Source organism: Kitasatospora sp. NPDC001095 (assembly GCF_053598615.1).
This window is the reverse complement of sequence record NZ_JBSFKQ010000010.1, coordinates 82318-100482: the sequence shown is the minus strand read 5'-3', so window position 1 is coordinate 100482 and position 18165 is coordinate 82318. Positions and strand designations below refer to the sequence as shown.

16 protein-coding genes are annotated in these 18165 nt (G+C 73.1%); 14 read left to right on the top strand and 2 right to left on the bottom strand.

All coding sequences use genetic code 11. The features are described 5' to 3' along the window. Positions 1-24: 24 nt before the first annotated feature. The 4 genes from ACWDBB_RS12180 to rpsD all read left to right on the top strand — a co-directional run bounded on the left by ACWDBB_RS12180 (position 25) and on the right by rpsD (position 3805). Positions 25-471, top strand: coding sequence for a GNAT family N-acetyltransferase (locus ACWDBB_RS12180; protein ID WP_449789487.1), 447 nt, complete (start codon positions 25-27; stop codon positions 469-471). A 140-nt stretch (positions 472-611) separates the two neighbouring features. Beyond that, positions 612-1430: a polyphosphate kinase 2 gene (gene ppk2, locus ACWDBB_RS12175; RefSeq protein WP_449789486.1), complete on the top strand. Its 819-nt coding sequence runs from the start codon at positions 612-614 to the stop codon at positions 1428-1430. A 38-nt stretch (positions 1431-1468) separates the two neighbouring features. Continuing rightward, complete coding sequence (locus tag ACWDBB_RS12170) at positions 1469-2878, top strand: replication-associated recombination protein A (protein WP_449789485.1); 1410 nt, start codon at positions 1469-1471, stop codon at positions 2876-2878. Positions 2879-3190: 312 nt separating this feature from the next. Next, a complete protein-coding gene (gene rpsD / locus ACWDBB_RS12165) occupies positions 3191-3805 on the top strand; it encodes a 30S ribosomal protein S4 (RefSeq protein ID WP_030056230.1) in 615 nt (204 codons plus the stop codon). An 81-nt stretch (positions 3806-3886) separates the two neighbouring features. Here the strand turns inward: rpsD and ACWDBB_RS12160 are convergent, their stop codons facing one another. Next, the gene (locus ACWDBB_RS12160) at positions 3887-4213 is read right to left on the bottom strand and encodes a tetratricopeptide repeat protein (protein WP_449789484.1); all 327 of its coding nucleotides are present in this window, start codon (positions 4211-4213) and stop codon (positions 3887-3889) included. Positions 4214-4261: 48 nt separating this feature from the next. After that, on the bottom strand, positions 4262-6397 hold the full coding sequence (locus ACWDBB_RS12155; protein ID WP_449789483.1) for an ATP-binding protein: 2136 nt from the start codon (positions 6395-6397) through the stop codon (positions 4262-4264). A 300-nt stretch (positions 6398-6697) separates the two neighbouring features. Here ACWDBB_RS12155 and ACWDBB_RS12150 point away from each other — a divergent pair, with 300 nt between their 5' ends. The 10 genes from ACWDBB_RS12150 to aroB all read left to right on the top strand — a co-directional run bounded on the left by ACWDBB_RS12150 (position 6698) and on the right by aroB (position 18162). Next, positions 6698-7177 (top strand): DUF948 domain-containing protein, encoded by a 480-nt coding sequence (locus ACWDBB_RS12150; protein WP_449789482.1) that lies wholly within the window; start codon positions 6698-6700, stop codon positions 7175-7177. A 4-nt stretch (positions 7178-7181) separates the two neighbouring features. Then, positions 7182-7622, top strand: coding sequence for a DUF6167 family protein (locus tag ACWDBB_RS12145; RefSeq protein WP_402406532.1), 441 nt, complete (start codon positions 7182-7184; stop codon positions 7620-7622). Next, positions 7622-10291 (top strand): alanine--tRNA ligase, encoded by a 2670-nt coding sequence (alaS, locus tag ACWDBB_RS12140; RefSeq protein WP_449789481.1) that lies wholly within the window; start codon positions 7622-7624, stop codon positions 10289-10291. Before ACWDBB_RS12145 ends, alaS begins: the two co-directional genes overlap by 1 nt. Further along, positions 10291-10770 carry a Holliday junction resolvase RuvX gene (gene ruvX / locus ACWDBB_RS12135; protein WP_392874730.1) on the top strand — a complete coding sequence of 160 codons (480 nt, stop codon included), beginning with the start codon at positions 10291-10293 and terminating at the stop codon, positions 10768-10770. The genes alaS and ruvX overlap by 1 nt, the downstream gene beginning before the upstream one ends. A 137-nt stretch (positions 10771-10907) precedes the next feature. After that, positions 10908-12218, top strand: a complete 1311-nt coding sequence (mltG, locus tag ACWDBB_RS12130) for an endolytic transglycosylase MltG (protein ID WP_449789480.1) — start codon at positions 10908-10910, stop codon at positions 12216-12218. Positions 12219-12405: 187 nt separating this feature from the next. Continuing rightward, positions 12406-14310: an endolytic transglycosylase MltG gene (mltG, locus tag ACWDBB_RS12125; RefSeq protein ID WP_449789479.1), complete on the top strand. Its 1905-nt coding sequence runs from the start codon at positions 12406-12408 to the stop codon at positions 14308-14310. Positions 14311-14344: 34 nt separating this feature from the next. Then, on the top strand, positions 14345-15175 hold the full coding sequence (locus ACWDBB_RS12120) for a shikimate dehydrogenase (protein ID WP_449789478.1): 831 nt from the start codon (positions 14345-14347) through the stop codon (positions 15173-15175). 200 nt (positions 15176-15375) lie between these two features. After that, on the top strand, positions 15376-16560 hold the full coding sequence (gene aroC, locus ACWDBB_RS12115) for a chorismate synthase (protein ID WP_392874742.1): 1185 nt from the start codon (positions 15376-15378) through the stop codon (positions 16558-16560). After that, a complete protein-coding gene (locus tag ACWDBB_RS12110; protein ID WP_402406547.1) occupies positions 16557-17078 on the top strand; it encodes a shikimate kinase in 522 nt (173 codons plus the stop codon). The genes aroC and ACWDBB_RS12110 overlap by 4 nt, the downstream gene beginning before the upstream one ends. After that, positions 17071-18162, top strand: coding sequence for a 3-dehydroquinate synthase (aroB, locus tag ACWDBB_RS12105; RefSeq protein ID WP_449789477.1), 1092 nt, complete (start codon positions 17071-17073; stop codon positions 18160-18162). Before ACWDBB_RS12110 ends, aroB begins: the two co-directional genes overlap by 8 nt. The last annotated feature ends 3 nt before the right edge of the window (positions 18163-18165 follow it).

The following is an 18165-nucleotide window of genomic DNA, read 5'->3' as shown; positions in this document are numbered from 1 at the left end:
GCCCCGGCGACCAGGCGCGTCCACATGGCCGCGTTCCCAGGGCCGGACGAGGCGGACCTGGTGGACGCGCTGCGCCGCGATCCCGCCTGGCTGCCCGGCCTGTCCGTGGTGGCGGTCGACGAGGCCGGGCTGGTGATCGGGCACGCGCTGCTGAGCCGGCTGCGGGTCGGCGACGGCAGGGGGCTGGCGCTCGCGCCGGTCGCGGTGGCGCCCGAGTGGCAGCGCCGGGGCGTCGGCGAGCTGGTCGTCCGGGCCGCGCTGACGGCGGCCGAGGACGCGGGCGAGAAGCTCGTGGTCGTCCTCGGCGATCCGGAGTACTACAAGCGGTTCGGCTTCGCGCCGGCCGGGCGGCACGAGGTCACCGGCCCGTTCGAGGTGCCGGAGACGTACTTCCAGGCGCTGCCGCTGACGGGGTACGACGGCGGCCCGCGCGGGCTCTGCCGCTACCCCGAGCCCTTCCTCGCCCTCTAGGGCCCGTCTCCCTCGGGTGCCTCTCCCAGGGCCGGTCCACGAGACCGCCCCGGTCGCCACGGCCCCGCCGACCTGCGGATCCGGCCAGCGGCGCCTACGGTGAGTGCGCATCAGCATTCGACCGAACGGAGGACCCGAGGGTGGCCGAGCAGCAGCGCAGCGGCAAGCCGGAGAAGCTGGCCAAGAGGCCGTACGAGAGGGAGCTGCTGCGGCTCCAGCAGGAGCTGGTGAAGCTCCAGGAGTGGGTGCGGGTCGAGGGCGCCCGGCTGGTGGTGGTCTTCGAGGGGCGTGACGCGGCGGGCAAGGGCGGAGCGATCCAGCGGGTGACGGAGTACCTGAACCCGCGCATCGCCCGGGTCGCGGCGCTGCCCACGCCGACCGAGCGGCAGAAGACCCAGTGGTACTTCCAGCGCTACGTCGAGCACCTGCCGGCCGCCGGGGAGATCGTGCTGTTCGACCGCAGCTGGTACAACCGCGCGGGCGTCGAGCGCGTGATGGGCTTCTGCGACGACGACGAGTACTGGCAGTTCCTGCACCAGTGCCCGACCTTCGAACGGATGCTGATCGAGTCGGGCATCCTGCTGCGCAAGTACTGGTTCTCGGTGAGCGACACCGAGCAGGAGCGGCGGTTCCGGGACCGGCTGGCGGACCCGATGAAGCGCTGGAAGCTCTCCCCGATGGACGTCGAGTCGATCACCCGCTGGGAGGACTACTCGCGGGCCAAGGACGAGATGTTCCTCCACACCGACGTCCCGGACTCGCCCTGGCACGTGGTGGAGAGCGACGACAAGCGCCGGGCCAGGATCAACATGATCGCCCACCTGCTGTCCACCGTGCCGTACCAGGAGACGAAGGTCCCGCAGATCAGGCTGCCGCGCCGCCCCGCGTCGCGCGGCTACCAGCGCCCCCCGCGTGACCTGCAGAAGTACGTCCCGGACCACGCCGCCGCGCTGGAGTAGCGGCCCGGGCTGTCCGGGGCCTCGCATAGGCTTCCGGTGTGGACGAACCGGACCTCTTCACCGCCGCAGCCGAGGAACGCCAGACCAGGGAGCCCGGCCGGGCGCCCCTGGCCGTACGGATGCGTCCGCGCACCCTGGACGAGGTGGCCGGGCAGCGGCAGCTGCTGAAGCCAGGCTCGCCGCTGCGCCGGCTGGTCGCGGGCTCGCGCGGCCCGGCGGCGACCAGCTCGGTGATCCTCTGGGGGCCGCCCGGCACCGGCAAGACCACCCTGGCGCACGTGATCAGCCAGGCCGTCGAGGGCCGCTTCGTGGAACTGTCCGCGATCACCGCCGGGGTCAAGGAGGTCCGGGCGGTGATCGACGGCGCCCGGCGGGCGGTCGGGATGTCCGGCCGGGAGACGGTGCTTTTCCTGGACGAGATCCACCGCTTCTCCAAGGCCCAGCAGGACTCTCTGCTGCCGGCCGTGGAGAACCGGTGGGTCACCCTGATCGCGGCGACGACGGAGAACCCGTACTTCTCGGTGATCTCCCCGCTGCTGTCCCGCTCGCTGCTGCTCACCCTGGAGTCGCTGACCGACGAGGACATCCGGGCGCTGCTGCGCCGCGCGGTGGCCGACGAGCGCGGCCTGGAGGGCGCGCTGGAACTGTCCGCGGAGGCCGAGGACCACCTGGTGCGCCTGGCCGGCGGGGACGCCCGCAAGGCGCTCACCACCCTGGAGGCGGCGGCCGGGGCGGCGCTGGAGGAGGGTGAGCCGAGCATCACGCTGGCCCTCACCGAGACGGCGGTCAACCACGCGGCGGTGCGTTACGACAAGGACGGCGACCAGCACTACGACGTGGCCAGCGCGCTGATCAAGTCGATCCGCGGCAGCGACGTGGACGCCACCCTGCACTACCTGGCCCGGATGATCGAGGCGGGGGAGGACCCGCGGTTCATCGCCCGCCGACTGATGATCTCGGCCAGCGAGGACGTCGGCCTGGCGGACCCGACGGCCCTGCAGACGGCGGTGGCGGCGGCCCAGGCGGTGGCCCTGATCGGCTTCCCGGAGGCCCGGATCATCCTCTCCCAGGCGGCCATCGCGCTGGCCCTCGCGCCCAAGTCCAACGCCGCCTACCTGGCGATCGACGCGGCGCTGGCGGACGTCCGGCAGGGCCTGGCCGGCGCCGTCCCGTCCCACCTGCGGGACGCCCACTACGGCGGCGCGGGCAAGCTCGGCCACGGCAAGGGCTACCGGTACCCGCACGACCTGCCGGAGGGCATCGCCGCCCAGCAGTACGCGCCGGACGCGGTGCACGGCAAGGAGTACTACCAGCCGACCAGGCGCGGCGGCGAGGCCCGGTACGCGGACGTGGTGGAGTGGACGCGCGGGCGGCTGCGGGGGGAGCGCAGGGCGGAGAAGAAGGACGGGAGGAAGCCCGAGGAGCAGCCCGGGGAAAAGGGCGAGTGATCCACCGGTATACTTCGTCGGAGTGCCATGTCCCGGGACGGCGGCGGGGGAGACCCCACCGACCGGCCGCACCAGCGGGGCATCGGCGGTAGGCCTCCTCCGGGAGGCCCGCACCAGGAGCGTCGCGCACCGTCACCGGTGTCGCGGGCGGCCCGGGTTCCCGGGTCCGTCCGTGTGACCAGCACTTCCGTGCCCGGCTCCGGAGAGCGGCTGATCCCATCGCGCAGGCGGCGGGGTTTTCTCCGGGTCGCGACATGCGACCTCCGTCAACACCTGGTGAAGCCGTATTCGTAAGCAAGGAAGGTTTGGTTCATGGCGAACCAGAAGCGTCCCAAGGTCAAGATCGCGCGCGCGCTCGGTGTGCCGCTGACCCCGAAGTCCGTCAAGTACTTCGAGGCCCGCCCGTACCCGCCCGGCCAGCACGGCCGTGGCCGCAAGCAGAACTCGGACTACAAGGTCCGTCTGCTCGAGAAGCAGCGTCTGCGCGCTCAGTACGACCTGAGCGAGAAGCAGATGGCGCGCGCGTTCGACCGCGCGAAGAAGGCCGAGGGCAAGACCGGTGAGGCGCTCGTCGCCGACCTGGAGACCCGTCTGGACTCCCTGGTCCTGCGTTCGGGCATCGCCCGCACCATCTACCAGGCCCGCCAGATGGTCGTCCACGGCCACATCGAGGTCAACGGTGGCAAGGTCAACAAGCCGTCGTTCCAGATGAAGCCGGGCTACGTGGTGACCGTCCGCGAGCGCAGCAAGGAGAAGGTCCCCTTCCAGGTCGCCCGTGAGGGTGGCTACGCGGGTGAGGGCCAGACCCCGAAGTACCTCGAGGTCAACCTGAAGGCCCTGGCCTTCCGCCTGGACCGTGCGCCGCAGCGCAAGGAGGTCCCGGTGATCTGTGACGAGCAGCTGGTCGTCGAGTACTACTCGCGCTGACCCGGCTTCGCTCTTCGCGAACACCAGCGAGCCCCCGTCGCCTTCCGAGGCGACGGGGGCTCGCCCCTTTTCCCGCCCGCGTCAGATGCTCTCGCCGGTCATCGCGGCGGCCAGCCGCAGGTGGGGGCGGGCCTCCTCGGCGCGGCCCTGGCGCTCCAGGGTGCGGCCGAGCATCAGCCGGGCGTAGTCCTCGGCCGGGTCGGCCTCCAGGATCCGCAGCAGCTCGGCCTCGGCGCGGCGCAGCTGGGCCGAGTGGAAGTAGCTGCGGGCCAGCAGCAGCCGGACGGAGAGGTTGGTCGGCTCCTCGGCCAGTACGCCTTCGAGCATGCGGGCCGCGTCGGTGTAGGCCTTGGAGTCGAAGTAGAACTTCGCCATGCGGTACTCGTCGGCGGCGTTGTTGACGGCCATGGTGTTCCTTCCGGGCGGTTACTTGCCTCCTCAAGCAATCGGCAAGTTTCAACTATTCCGCGCCGGTGAGGGCGCCGACGCGGGCAGCGCCGAGCGGGTGCCCGGGGCCGGCGCCGAGCCCCCGCCGCCGAGCGCCCGGACGACCGCCGCGTCCAGGTCCAGCAGGGTGCCGGCCTCGTAACAGTCCTCGTACTCCTGGGCGGTCAGCCCGGCCAGGGCCCGCTCCGCGCACTCCTGGTGCGGGCCGAAGAAGCTCCGCGAGCCCAGGAACGGGTTGCCGACCGTGCGCCAGAGCCGGTGCGCGGCTCCCTGCAGCACCCGGGCCTCGCGCAGGTCACCCGGCTCGCCCGGTCTGCCCGGCTCCGTCTCCAGCAGCGCCAGCAGGTCGACGCCCAGCGCGAGGCCGAGCAGGTCGTGGAAGAGGTGGTGCAGCCGTACGCACTCCCGGGCCAGCGTCCGGGCGGGCTGGACGGCGCCGTCCAGCCAGTGCGAGTACGCCATCGCGTAGTGCACGTACCCGTAGGCCCACTGCTCGCCGTGCTCCTCGCACAGCTCGCGGGCCTGGCGGAACCAGAGCTCTCCGCTGTCCGGGTCGCCCTGGAACAGGTAGGCCAGGCCCAGTTCCAACATGGCCATCACCACGTTGCTGTTGAGCTCGCCGATGGTCCGGTAGTGCCAGAGCGCCTCCTCGAACAGCTCGGCGGCCCGGTCGGGGTCGTCGCCGACCAGCGCGACACAGCCCTGGCGGTGGACGGCGTAGGCCAGGGCCCGGTCGTCGCCGGTGTTCAGCGCCTGGCGGCGGCAGTCCTCCAGTGCCGGTCGGGCGAAGCCGAGGTCGCCCTGGAGGACGGCCAGGTGACCGGTGACCCAGAGCGCCTTCGCCCGGACGTCGGTCGGCTCGCGGTCCAGGGCGAGCGCGCGGTCCAGCCAGTGCCGGCCCTCGTCGAGGTGGCCGCAGCCGACCCAGTAGAACCAGAGCGTGGCGGCCAGCAGCAGGGCGATCTGCTCCTCGCCGGGCTCGCCGAGGCAGTACTCCAGCGCCGCGCGGAGGTTGGCGTGGGCGAGCGCGGTGCGCTCGGCGGTCTCCGCCTGCCGGGGGCCGAACCACTCGGCCTCGCCCCAGGTGGCGACGCCCAGGTACCAGTCGCGGTGGCGGCGCAGCAGCCGCTGCTCCTCGCCGGCGGCGCGCAGCCACTGGCCGCCGTACTCGCGCAGGGAGTCCAGCAGCCGGAAGCGCACGCCGAAGGCGCTGTCCCCGCTCAGGACGACGGACTTGGCGACCAGCTCGTCCAGGAGGTCGAGCACCTCCTCGGCCTCGATGCCCTCGCCGGCGCAGACGTACTCGGCGGCCTCCAGGTCGAAGCCGCCGACGAAGACCGAGAGGCGGGCCCAGAGTAAACGTTCCTGCACAGTGCACAGCTCATGGCTCCAGCCGATCGTCGTGCGCAGCGCCCGGTGCCGGGGCAGGGCCGTCCGGGAGCCGCCGATGAGCAGCCGGAAGCGGTCGTCCAGTCGGGCGGTGACCTGCTCCACGGACAGCGCGCGCAGCCGCCCGGCGGCCAGCTCCACGGCCAGCGGCAGGCCGTCCAGCCGGCGGCAGAGCAGCGCGACCGCCTCCGCGTTGGCCTCCGTCACCTCGAAGGACGGCAGCACCGCCCGGGCCCGGTCGGCGAACAGCTGGACCGCGTCCGGCAGCGCGCCCGGCCGCACCGGGCCGGGCGGCGCGAGGTCGACCGGCAGCGGCGCGAGGGCGAGCAGGTGCTCGCCCGAGGCCCGCAGGGCGGTGCGGCTGGTGGTCAGCAGCCGCAGGCCGGGCAGCGCCCGCAGCAGCGCGTCGGCCAGGTCGGCGCAGGCCTCCACCAGGTGCTCGCAGCCGTCCAGCACCAGCAGCAGGCGCCGGCCGGCCAGCCGCTCGGTCAGGACGTCCAGCGGCGGACGGGCGGTGCCGCCGGCGAACCGCAGCGCCTCCAGGACGGCGTCGCCGAGCAGCAGCCCGTCCTGCACCGGGGCCACGTCCACCAGCCAGGTGCCGTCCGGGAACGCGCCGGCCGCCCGCGCCGCCGCGCGCAGCGCCAGCCGGCTCTTGCCCACGCCGCCGGGACCGGTGACGGTCACCAGCCGGGCCGAGGCCAGCAGGCCGGTCAGCTCGGCCAGTTCGTCCTGCCGCCCGACGAAGGCCGTCACCTCGGCCGGCAGCCGGCCGGGCTCAGGACCGTGCGGTCCCGCCGCGGGCTCCCAGGGCTGTGCTCTCCGGTCCCCGGCCAAAGGCTGCTCCCCGTGCTCCAGGCCGGACCGCCGGGGTCCGGACGCGCGTAGGGCCGTACGGGCGACGGCCTGCCAGGCAGAACGAGGTGACCGGCCGGTAGGTTACGCGCGCGGATCGCACATCCGACCGGATCGCCGGGGAGAGAACCCGGTCCGGGAATCAGGCGTGGGCGCGATAGGGTTCCGTCTGAAGAACTGCAAGGCGAGGGAGCGCGCAAGGTGTCCGTGGGAGAGCTGGCCGGATTGCTCGTCGCCGTGTTCTGGGCGGTCCTGGTCACCCTGCTCGCCGTGGTGCTGGTCCGCCTCTCCCGGGTGCTCAAGGAGGCCGCCGTCCTGGTCTCCGCGGTGACCGAACAGGCCGTCCCGCTGCTGACCGACGCGGGCACCGCCGTGCGCAGCGCCAACCAGCAGCTGGAGCGGGTGGACGAGATCACCGCCAACGTGCAGGACGCCGCCGCCAACGCCAACGCGCTCTCCTCCACCGTGGCCGCCACCCTGGGCGGACCGCTGGTCAAGGTCGCGGCGTTCAGCTACGGCGTGCGCAAGGCCGTCGCGCGGCAGCAGGGCGGTCTGCCGCCGGTGCCGTCGCAGGTCGGCGAGCGCGAGGAGCTGGCCCGGCTGATCCGGGCCGAGGTGCGCGCCGCGACCGCGCCCAGGACCGGCCTGCTCTCCCGGGTCCGGCGTGCGGTGAGGGGCTGACGGCATGGGACGCGTCTTCTGGATGGCGGTCGGCGCCGGCGCCACCGTCTGGGCCATGAAGAAGGCCAACGAGGCCGCGCAGCGGCTCACCCCGGACAGCCTCTCCGGCACCGCCGCGCGCGGTGCGCTGCACCTGGGGGACCTGGCCAAGCAGTTCGCCCAGGACGTGAGGGCCGGAATGGCCGAGCGCGAGGAGCAGCTGAAGGACGACCTCGGGCTGCACGGCACCGCCGTGGCGGAGCCCCGCGGGGCCCGCCGGGTCCTGCGCGGGGAGCCGCAGTACCGAGCTATCTCGGCGGCGCCCGGTAGCCCGGCCGCCGCCCTGCCTCCGTCCCGCGCCCGTTCCGTACCCGACGGCGCCCGTACCACCCCCCAGACCACTGAAGAAACGCCCCGCCGTGCCCTGCCGCCGCGGGGCGGCACCCCGAACCGGAAGGACCAATAATGGAGTCGGCTGAGATCCGCCGCCGCTGGCTGCGCTTCTTCGAGGAGCGCGGCCACACCGTCGTTCCGTCGGCGTCCCTGGTCGCCGACGACCCCACCCTGCTGCTCGTCAACGCCGGCATGGTGCCGTTCAAGCCCTACTTCCTGGGCGAGGTCAAGCCGCAGTTCTCGCGCGCCACCAGCGTCCAGAAGTGCGTGCGCACCCTGGACATCGAGGAGGTCGGGAAGACCACCCGGCACGGCTCCTTCTTCCAGATGTGCGGCAACTTCTCCTTCGGCGACTACTTCAAGGAAGGAGCCATCAAGTTCGCGTGGGAGCTGCTCACCAGCCCCGTCGCGGACGGTGGCTACGGCCTGGAGAAGGAGAAGCTCTGGATCACCGTCTACAAGGACGACGACGAGGCCGAGCAGATCTGGCGTGACGTCATCGGCGTGCCCTCCGAGCGAATCCAGCGCCTGGGCATGAAGGACAACTTCTGGTCGATGGGCGTCCCCGGCCCGTGCGGCCCGTGCTCGGAGATCAACTACGACCGCGGCCCCGCGTACGGCGAGGAGGGCGGCCCGGCCGTCAACGGCGAGCGCTACCTGGAGATCTGGAACCTGGTCTTCATGCAGTACGAGCGCGGCCACGGCGACGGGAAGGACGGCTTCGAGATCCTCGGCGACCTGCCGAGCAGGAACATCGACACCGGCCTCGGCCTGGAGCGCCTCGCCGCCGTCCTGCAGGGCGTCGACAACCTCTTCGAGATCGACACCAGCCGGATGATCCTCGATCGCGCCGCCGAGCTCACCGGCCACAGCTACGGCGCCGACCACAAGTCGGACGTCTCGCTGCGCGTGGTCACCGACCACATCCGCACCGCGCTGATGCTGGTCGGCGACGGCGTCACCCCGGGCAACGAGGGCCGCGGCTACGTGCTGCGCCGCATCCTGCGCCGCGCCATCCGCAACATGCGCCTGCTGGGCGCCACCGAGCCGGTGGCCAAGGAGCTCATCGACGTCGCGATCAAGGCGATGGCCCCGCAGTACCCCGAGCTGGAGGCCGACCGCAAGCGCATCGAGACGGTCGTCGTCGGCGAGGAGGCCGCCTTCCTCCAGACCCTGAAGGCCGGCACCAACCTCCTGGACGTCGCGGTCACCGAGACCAAGCAGTCCGGCGGCGCGGTGCTCTCCGGCGAGCAGGCGTTCAAGCTGCACGACACCTACGGCTTCCCGATCGACCTCACCCTGGAGATGGCCGAGGAGCAGGGCCTCCAGGTGGACGAGGCCGGCTTCCGCCGCCTGATGCAGGAGCAGCGGGACCGCGCCAAGGCGGACGCCAAGGCCAAGAAGATGGGCCACGCCGACGTCGCCGCGTACCGCGAGGTCGCCGACAAGTCCGGTGCCAGCGTCTTCACCGGCTACGCCCTCACCGAGGGCGAGGCCACCGTGGTCGGCCTGCTGGTGGACGGCGTTCCCTCGCCGGCCGCCTCCGAGGGCGACGAGGTCGAGATCATCCTCGACCGCACCCCGTTCTACGCCGAGGGCGGCGGCCAGCTCGCCGACCAGGGCCGGATCCGGCTGGAGTCCGGCGCGGTGGTGGAGATCCGCGACGTGCAGCAGCCCGTGCCGGGCGTCATCGTGCACTCCGGCGGGGTGCTGTTCGGCGAGGTCGTGCTGGGCGCCTCGGCGTACGCCACGATCGACACCGAGCGCCGCCGGGCGATCGCCCGCGCCCACTCGGCCACCCACCTGACCCACCAGGCGCTGCGCGACGCGCTCGGCCCGACGGCCGCCCAGGCCGGCTCCGAGAACGCCCCCGGCCGCTTCCGCTTCGACTTCGGCTCGCCCGCCGCCGTCCCCGGCAGCGTGCTGGTCGACGTCGAGCAGAAGATCAACGACGTGCTGGGCCGCGAGCTGGAGGTCACCGCCGAGGTCATGACGATGGACCAGGCCCGCAAGGCCGGCGCCATCGCGATGTTCGGCGAGAAGTACGGCGACGAGGTCCGGGTCGTCACCATCGGCGACTTCTCCAAGGAGCTGTGCGGTGGCACCCACGTCGGCAACACCGCCCAGCTGGGCCTGGTGAAGCTGCTCGGCGAGTCCTCGATCGGCTCCGGCGTGCGCCGCGTCGAGGCGCTGGTCGGCTCCGACGCGTACCGCTTCCTGGCCCGTGAGCACACCGTGGTCTCCCAGCTCACCGAGCTGGTCAAGGGCCGCCCGGAGGAGCTGCCGGAGAAGATCTCGGGCATGCTCGCCAAGCTCAAGGACGCCGAGAAGGAGATCGAGCGCTTCCGCGCCGAGAAGGTGCTGGCCGCCGCGGCGGGCCTGGCCGACTCGGCCGAGGACGTGCACGGCATCGCCGTGGTCGCCGCTCAGGTCGCCGACGGCGTGGGCGCGGACGAGCTGCGCAAGCTGGTCCTGGACGTGCGCGGCCGCCTGGGCTCGCGCCCGGCCGTGGTCGCCGCCTTCACCGTGGCGAACGACCGCCCGCTGACCGTGATCGCCACCAACGAGGACGCCCGCGGCCGCGGCATCAAGGCCGGCGAGCTGGTCCGCACCGCCGCCAAGACCCTCGGCGGCGGCGGTGGCGGCAAGGACGACGTCGCCCAGGGCGGCGGCTCCAACCCGGCCGCGGTCGGCGAGGCCATCGCCGCGGTGCGCGGTCTGGTCGCGGAGCGCGCCAGCTGATGGAGCAGGAGGAGAGGCCCTTCCGGCGTGGGCGGCGGATCGCCGTCGACGTCGGGGACGCCCGGATCGGGGTCGCGTCCTGCGACCCCGACGGGGTGCTCGCCACGCCCGTGGAGACCGTCCCGGCCGGGGTGAAGTCGCAGGCCAGGATCGCCGCCATCGTCGACGAGTACGGCGCGATGGAAGTGATCGTCGGCCTGCCGCGCTCGCTCAGCGGCAAGGAGGGCCCGGCGGCGGAGAAGGTCCGGGCGTACGCGGCCCGGCTGGCCAACCGGGTCTACCCGGTGCCGGTGCGGCTGGTGGACGAGCGGATGTCGACCGTCACCGCGACCCACGGGCTGCGCGCGTCCGGGGTCAAGGCGAAGAAGGGCCGCTCGGTGGTCGACCAGGCCGCCGCGGTGGTGATCCTCCAGACCGCCCTTGAGTCCGAACGGGTGAGCGGACGCCCGCCCGGTGAGAGCGTCGAGGCGGTCGGCTGACCGGCCTGGTCTAACGTCCCGTCGAGGGGCCCGTGCGGACGCGTCCGCACGGGCCCCTTCTCGTTCGTTTCCCTGTCCGGTCCGGATCGGTCCGCATCGATCCGGACCGGTTCGGGACCGCCGAAGGGGCGCGAGTCATGACCGACCAGGACTTCCACCCAGGGCTCACCCCCGGGCACCTGGGTGCGCCGGTGCTGGAGCCGGAGGGCCGCCCGCCGGGTGCGCCCCGTCCGCGCTTCGATGCGCCGGATCCGCACCGTCGGCGCGACGGACTGGCCTGCGGGCTCACCGCCTTCGCGCTGATCGCGGTGTTCGGTGGGATCGGGCTGACCGGGTACACCTGGGTCCAGGCGCAGCGCAGGCCCCCGGCCGCCGCCGACTTCGCCGGGCAGGGCACCGGCAGCGTGCAGGTCTCGGTGCCGGAGGGCGCGGGCCTGTCCCAGATCGCGTCCGCGCTGGTCCGCAACGGGGTGGTGGCCAGCTCGCTCGCCTTCACCCGGGCCGCGAAGGGCAGCGCGGCCGCGGCCGGGCGGATCCAGCCGGGGACGTACACACTGAAGCTGAAGATGTCGGCCGCGGCGGCGCTGGCGGTCCTGATCGACCCGGCCAACGCCAACGGCCTGACCATTCCCGAGGGTTGGCGCGGCTATCAGATCTACGAGGCCATCGACAAGAAGCTGAACCTGCCCCCGGGCACCGCCCAGCGGACCGCCCAGGAGCAGGGCGCCGAACTCGGCCTGCCGGACTTCACCAACGGCAGCCCGGAGGGCTACCTGTTCCCGGCGACGTACAGCGTCACCGAGGGCACCACCGCCATCGACCTGCTGAAGCAGATGGTGGAGCGGGCCGGCAAGGAGTTCAGCCGGGACGACTCCACCGTGGTCGCCCAGAACCTGGGGCAGAGCGTGTACGGGCTGGTCACCGTGGCCAGCCTGGTCCAGGGCGAGGCCGACAACACCGAGGACATGGGCAAGGTGGCCCGGGTGATCTACAACCGGCTGGCCAGGGGCATGCCCCTGCAGTTGGACTCCACCATCAACTACGCGCTCGGCCGTTCGACCCTGAACACCTCGGTGACCGACACCAGGCTGGACTCCCCGTACAACACCTACCTGCACCCCGGGCTGCCGCCGAGCCCGATCTCCAACCCCGGGCGGCAGGCGATCATGGCAGCGCTGGACCCGACGCCGGGGGACTGGCTGTACTTCGTCACCGTGAAGCCGGGGGACACCCGCTTCACCGACAGTTTCGACGTGCAGCAACGCAACGTGGCGGAGTTCAACGCCAACCGGGCGACGGCCAAGTCGAGCGCCCCGGCCTCGGGCGCCCCGGCCTCGGGCACGCCGGCATCGGGCACGCCTGCCGGCCCGGACTCCCCGGCGGCCTCGGGGCCGGGGGCCGCGGGCGGAGCCGGGGCGCCCTCCGGCGCCGGTGGGGGGACGCCGTGACGGAGCTGTGCGCCGCCGGTGAGATCGTCCACCGACGGCGCGGGCGCCCGGCGGGGGTAAGGCTGCGGTACGGTAACGTCTCCCTCCAGGCGCTGCGCTAGCACGCCGGTTCGAGATTCAGCCGGGACGGCGTCGTCCCGGACGGCCGGTTCGATCCTCCGGTCGTCACCGTCGGTTAAGGGGATCGATGACCGATCTGGGTGGGGGCTACAACCCCCAGGGCGAGCCGTGGCACCCCGGTGATCCCGGGTACGACGGCCGGCAGCCGGTCCCCGGCCAGCAGGACGGCCAGTGGCAGCAGCAGTACCCGCAGCAGGGCCAGCCGGTCCAGCAGCCGTACGGGGACGTGCAGCAGGGGTACGCGCAGCAGCAGATGATGGCGCAGCAGGGCTACCAGCAGCAGATGCCCCAGCAGCAGATGCCGCAGCAGGGCTACCCGGGCGGTCAGCAGGGCTATCCGCAGCAGATGGCGCAGCAGGGCTACCCCCAGCAGGGGTACGCGCAGCCGATGCAGCAGCCGCAGCAGCCGATGCAGCAGGGTTACCCGCAGCAGCAGGCGCCCCAGCCCCAGCAGCAGATGCCGCAGCAGGGCTACCCGCAGCAGGGCTTCCCCGGTGGTCAGCAGGCGCCCCAGCAGCAGTTCCCCCAGCAGCAGGTCCAGCAGGAGCCGTCGCCCCAGCAACAGGTCCCGCAGCAGCAGCCGTCCCAGCAGCCGCAGGCGCCGCGCCGTCGGGCCAGGCAGCAGCCCGCCCCGGAGCCCGCGCCGGCCTCCGGCCCCGGCCCGGACGGGATCGACTGGGAGGCCGAGGCCGCCGCGCTGGAAGCCGGCGCCGATCCGGTCGGCGCCGCGCACGAGGGCGGCACGGACGAGCGGGACGGCCACGAGGACGGCCGCCACGAGGACGCCGGCTACCCCGACGAGCACGCCGAGGCCGCGGAGGCCGGCTTCCTCGGGGAGCAGGACGACTCCCGCGAGGCCCAGAAGAAGCGCAAGGAGAAGGGCAAGAAGTCGGGCCGCCGCAACGGCGGCGCCTGCCTGCTGGTCGCCCTGGTGCTGCTCGGCGCCATGGGCGGGGCCGGCTGGTGGGGCTACGGCTTCTACCAGGACCACTTCGGCCCGGCGCCGGACTTCACCGGCGAGGGCACCGGCTCCGTCCAGATCGAGGTCAAGAAGGGCGCGGTCGCCGGGCAGATCGGCCTGGTGCTGAAGAACGCCGGCGTGGTCAAGAGCGTCGACGCGTACAGCGAGGCGTGCAAGGCCGAGCCCAAGTGCAACACCGTCCAGTACGGCTACTACCAGCTGAAGAAGGAGATGCCGGCCGCCGCCGCGCTCAAGGAACTGCTCGCCCAGGCGGGCGGCGCGGCGATCGTCGTCCCCGAGGGCAAGAACTCCACCGAGATCTACACCCTCATCGACACCAAGCTGAAGCTGCAGCCGGGCACCACGGCGGGCGTCGCCAAGGCCCAGGTCAACGACCTCGGCCTGCCGCCGTACGCGAACGGCAACATCGAGGGCTTCCTCTGGCCGACCCGCTACAACGTCTCCGAGGGCATGAAGCCCGAGGACCTGCTCAAGCAGATGGTGAAGAACGCCACCGAGAAGTACGCGGGCCTGGACGCCCAGGCCGCCTCGGTGGGCCTGAAGACCGGCTACGAGGTGCTCATCGAGGCGAGCATCCTCCAGCGCGAGGGCAACAACCCGGGGGACTTCGCCAAGATGGCCAAGACCATCCAGAACCGGCTGGCCGCCGGCGGCGAGATCAACCACCGGCTCGGCATGGACACCACGCTCCAGTACTCGCTGAACCGCAAGGAGCTCGACAAGAAGGACATGGACGACGCGGCCAACAAGTACAACACCTACATCAACCCGGGCCTGCCGCCCGGGCCGATCTCCAACCCCGGCGACGAAGCGCTCAGCGCGGTGCTGCACCCGGCGGACGGGAAGTGGCTGTACTTCATCGCGATGTCCCCGACCGACACCCGGTTCGCCGAGACGAGCAAGGAGCACTACGCCAACGTCAAGGAGTACTGCCAGGCGGCCGGGCAGAGCTTCGACGAGGCGCGCGGCCACTGCACCACCAAGAAGTAGCCACGGCCGTACGACAGTTCGCGGAGAGGCAGCGTTGACCAGCAAGCACCGGGCGGCCGTACTCGGCTCGCCGATCGCCCACTCGCTCTCGCCGGACCTGCACCGGGCGGCCTTCGCGGCGCTCGGGCTGGACGGCTGGCGCTACGACCGCTTCGAGGTCGACGAGGCCGCGCTGCCCGGGTTCGTCGCGGCGCTGGACGAGGCCGAGTGGGCCGGTCTGTCGCTGACCATGCCGCTGAAGCGGGCGATCATCCCGCTGCTCGACGAGGTCAGCGCGACGGCCCGCTCGGTGGACGCGGTGAACACCGTGGTGTTCACCGCCGACGGTCGGCGCACCGGGGACAACACCGACGTCCCCGGGCTGGTCAACGCGCTGCGCGAGCGCGGGATCGCCGAGGTGCCGGAGGCGGCCGTCCTGGGTGCCGGGGCCACCGCCTCCTCGGCGCTGGCCGCGCTCGCCCAGATCTGCACCGGCGAGGTGACGGTCTACGTGCGCGGTGCCGAGCGGGCCCGGGAGATGGCTGTGCTGGGCGACCGGCTCGGCGTGGCCGTCCGCACCGCCGACTGGGAGCGCGGCGCCGAGGCGCTGGCCCGGCCGCTGACCGTCTCCACCACGCCGGTCGGCGCGACCGACGCGTTCGCCGGGGCGCTGCCCGCCGAGCCGGGCGCGCTCTTCGACGTGCTGTACCACCCGTGGCCGACGGCCCTGGCCGCGGCCTGCGCCGCGCGCGGGGCGACCGTCCTGGGCGGGCTGGACCTGCTGGTGCACCAGGCCGTGCTGCAGAGCGAGGCCTTCACCGGGCGGACGCCCGGGCCGCTGGCGGCGATGCGCGCGGCGGGGGAGAAGGCGCTCGCCGGTCACTGAGCCCGGGGGCGGGCCCCGCGGACCGTCCGGACCTTCGGCGGGTTCCGGGAGGGCGTTCCGGCCGGATGGTGGCCGGTTGCTGTCCGTCACGCGGACTGTGCCGCCGGGTGCTGCTGGGGCATGAAAGGATTCAGGGACAAGGCACGCCCGGGGCGGGCCCCGGCGGTGCCGAGGTCCGGTCCGCTGATGAAGGAGCTCCGTTGGGTACGTTGCGCTGGCTGACGGCGGGGGAGTCGCACGGTCCCGCACTCGTCGCGACGCTGGAAGGCCTGCCCGCCGGTGTACCGGTCACCACCGACGTGGTGGCCGACGCGCTGGCGCGCCGCCGGCTCGGTTACGGCCGCGGGGCGCGGATGAAGTTCGAGCAGGACGAGGTGACCTTCCTCGGCGGCGTCCGGCACGGTCTGACCATGGGCAGCCCGGTCGCGATCATGGTCGGCAACACCGAGTGGCCGAAGTGGGAGCAGGTCATGTCGGCCGACCCGGTCGACCCCGAGGTGCTGGCGGGCCTGGCCCGCAACGAGGCGCTCACCCGCCCCCGGCCCGGCCACGCCGACCTGGCCGGCATGCAGAAGTACTCGATCGACGAGGCCCGGCCGATCCTGGAGCGCGCCAGCGCCCGTGAGACGGCCGCCCGGGTCGCGCTGGGCGCCGTCGCCCGTGCCTACCTGCGCGAGGTGGCCGGGATCGAGATCGTCAGCCACGTGGTCGAGCTGGCCGCCGCCAAGGCGCCGGCCGGCGTGGTGCCGCTGCCCTCGGACGAGGCCCGGCTGGACGCCGACCCGGTGCGCTGCCTGGACGAGGACGCCTCGAAGGCGATGGTCGCGGAGATCGACCAGGCCCACAAGGACGGCGACACCCTGGGCGGCGTGGTCGAGGTGCTGGCGTACGGCGTGCCGGTGGGCCTCGGCTCGCACGTGCACTGGGACCGCCGGCTGGACGCGCGGCTGGCCGCCGCGCTGATGGGCATCCAGGCGATCAAGGGCGTCGAGGTCGGCGACGGCTTCGAGCTGGCCCGGGTCCCGGGCTCCCAGGCGCACGACGAGATCGTCCCGACCGCCGAGGGCGTCAAGCGCACCTCCGGCCGCTCCGGCGGCACCGAGGGCGGCCTGAGCACCGGCGAGGTGCTGCGGGTGCGCGCCGCGATGAAGCCGATCGCGACCGTGCCGCGGGCGCTGCAGACCCTGGACGTGCGCACCGGCGAGCCGGCCAAGGCACACCACCAGCGCTCGGACGTCTGCGCGGTGCCGGCCGCGGGCATCGTCGCCGAGGCGATGGTCGCGCTGGTGCTGGCGGACGCGGTCAGCGAGAAGTTCGGCGGCGACAACGTCTCCGAGACCCGCCGCAACGTGCAGGGCTACCTCGACCACCTGATCGTCCGATGACCACACCCCTGGTGGTGCTGGTCGGCCCGCCCGGCAGCGGCAAGTCCACTGTCGGGCGGGTGCTGGCCGAGCGCCTGGGCGTGGGCTTCCGGGACACCGACGCCGACATCGAGGCGACGGCCGGCAAGCCGATCCCGGAGATCTTCGTCGACGAGGGCGAGCCGCACTTCCGCGCGCTGGAGGCGCAGGCCGTGCGCGCGGCCGCCGAGGGACACGACGGGGTGCTGGCGCTGGGCGGCGGCGCGGTGATGGCCGAGGCCACCCGCGCGCTGCTGCACGGGCTGCCGGTGGCCTTCCTGGAGGTCCCGCTCGCCGACGCGGTCAAGCGGGTCGGCCTGGACGCCCCGCGCCCGCTGCTGGCCGTCAACCCGCGGGCCCGCTGGCGCGAGCTGATGGAGGCCCGCCGCCCCCTCTACCTGGAGGTGGCCACCGCCGTCGTCGACACCGCCGGGCGCAGCCCGGAGCAGGTCGCGGACGCCGTACTGGAAGCACTGGAGCTGAAGACCCCCCATGAGTGACACGACCGTCAGGATCAACGTCGGCGCCGGTGCCGGCCATGACGCGTACGAGGTGCTGATCGGGCACCAGCTGCTGGGTGAGCTGGCGCCGCTGGTCGGTACCCGGGCGAAGCGGGTGGCGGTGATCCACCCGGAGGCGCTGGCCGCCACGGCGGACGCGATCCGTGAGGACCTGGCCGGCGAGGGCTACGAGGCCATCGTGCTGCAGGTGCCGAACGCCGAGGAGGCGAAGAGCGCCGAGGTCGCCGCGTACTGCTGGTCGGTGCTGGGGCAGACCGGGTTCACCCGCAGCGATGTGATCGTCGGACTGGGCGGTGGCGCGACCACCGACCTGGCCGGGTTCGTCGCGGCGACCTGGCTGCGCGGGGTGCGCTGGATCTCGATGCCCACCACGCTGCTCGGCATGGTCGACGCGGCGGTCGGCGGCAAGACCGGCATCAACATCGCCGAGGGCAAGAACATGGTCGGTGCGTTCCACCCGCCGGTGGGCGTGCTGGCCGACCTCGCCACGCTGGAGACCGTGCCCCGGCACGACTACGTCTCCGGCCTGGCCGAGGTCATCAAGTGCGGCTTCATCGCCGACCCGGTGATCCTCGACCTGATCGAGGCCGACCCGGAGGGCGCGAAGACGCCGGCCGGGCCGCACACCGTCGAGCTGATCCGCCGGGCCGTCCAGGTCAAGGCCGACGTGGTCTCCGGGGACCTCAAGGAGTCCGGGCGCCGGGAGATCCTCAACTACGGCCACACCCTGGGCCACGCCATCGAGCGCAACGAGCGCTACAAGTGGCGGCACGGCGCGGCGATCTCCATCGGCATGGTCTTCGCCGCCGAACTCGGCCGTCTGGCCGGGCGGTTGGACGACGAGACGGCGGACCGGCACCGCACCGTGCTGGCCTCGGTCGGCCTGCCGCTGAGCTACCGGGCGGACGCCTGGCCGAAGCTGCTGGACGCGATGAAGATCGACAAGAAGTCGCGCGGCGACCTGATCCGCTTCATCGTGCTGGACGGCCTGGGCAAGACCTCCGTGCTGGAGGGCCCCGACCCGTCGCTGCTGGTCGCCGCGTACGCGGAGGTCTCGGCGTGACCA

Bases quoted from the DNA above. Each gene is read 5' to 3' on its own strand.
- ACWDBB_RS12180 (WP_449789487.1), top strand. From the start codon at position 25: ATGGCCGCGTTCCCAGGGCCGGACGAGGCGGACCTGGTGGACGCGCTG.
- rpsD (WP_030056230.1), top strand. From the start codon at position 3,191: ATGGCGAACCAGAAGCGTCCCAAGGTCAAGATCGCGCGCGCGCTCGGT.
- ACWDBB_RS12160 (WP_449789484.1), bottom strand. From the start codon at position 4,213: ATGGCCGTCAACAACGCCGCCGACGAGTACCGCATGGCGAAGTTCTAC.
- ACWDBB_RS12145 (WP_402406532.1), top strand. From the start codon at position 7,182: ATGGGACGCGTCTTCTGGATGGCGGTCGGCGCCGGCGCCACCGTCTGG.
- alaS (WP_449789481.1), top strand. From the start codon at position 7,622: ATGGAGTCGGCTGAGATCCGCCGCCGCTGGCTGCGCTTCTTCGAGGAG.
- ruvX (WP_392874730.1), top strand. From the start codon at position 10,291: ATGGAGCAGGAGGAGAGGCCCTTCCGGCGTGGGCGGCGGATCGCCGTC.
- mltG (WP_449789480.1), top strand. From the start codon at position 10,908: ATGACCGACCAGGACTTCCACCCAGGGCTCACCCCCGGGCACCTGGGT.
- mltG (WP_449789479.1), top strand. From the start codon at position 12,406: ATGACCGATCTGGGTGGGGGCTACAACCCCCAGGGCGAGCCGTGGCAC.
- ACWDBB_RS12110 (WP_402406547.1), top strand. From the start codon at position 16,557: ATGACCACACCCCTGGTGGTGCTGGTCGGCCCGCCCGGCAGCGGCAAG.
- aroB (WP_449789477.1), top strand. From the start codon at position 17,071: ATGAGTGACACGACCGTCAGGATCAACGTCGGCGCCGGTGCCGGCCAT.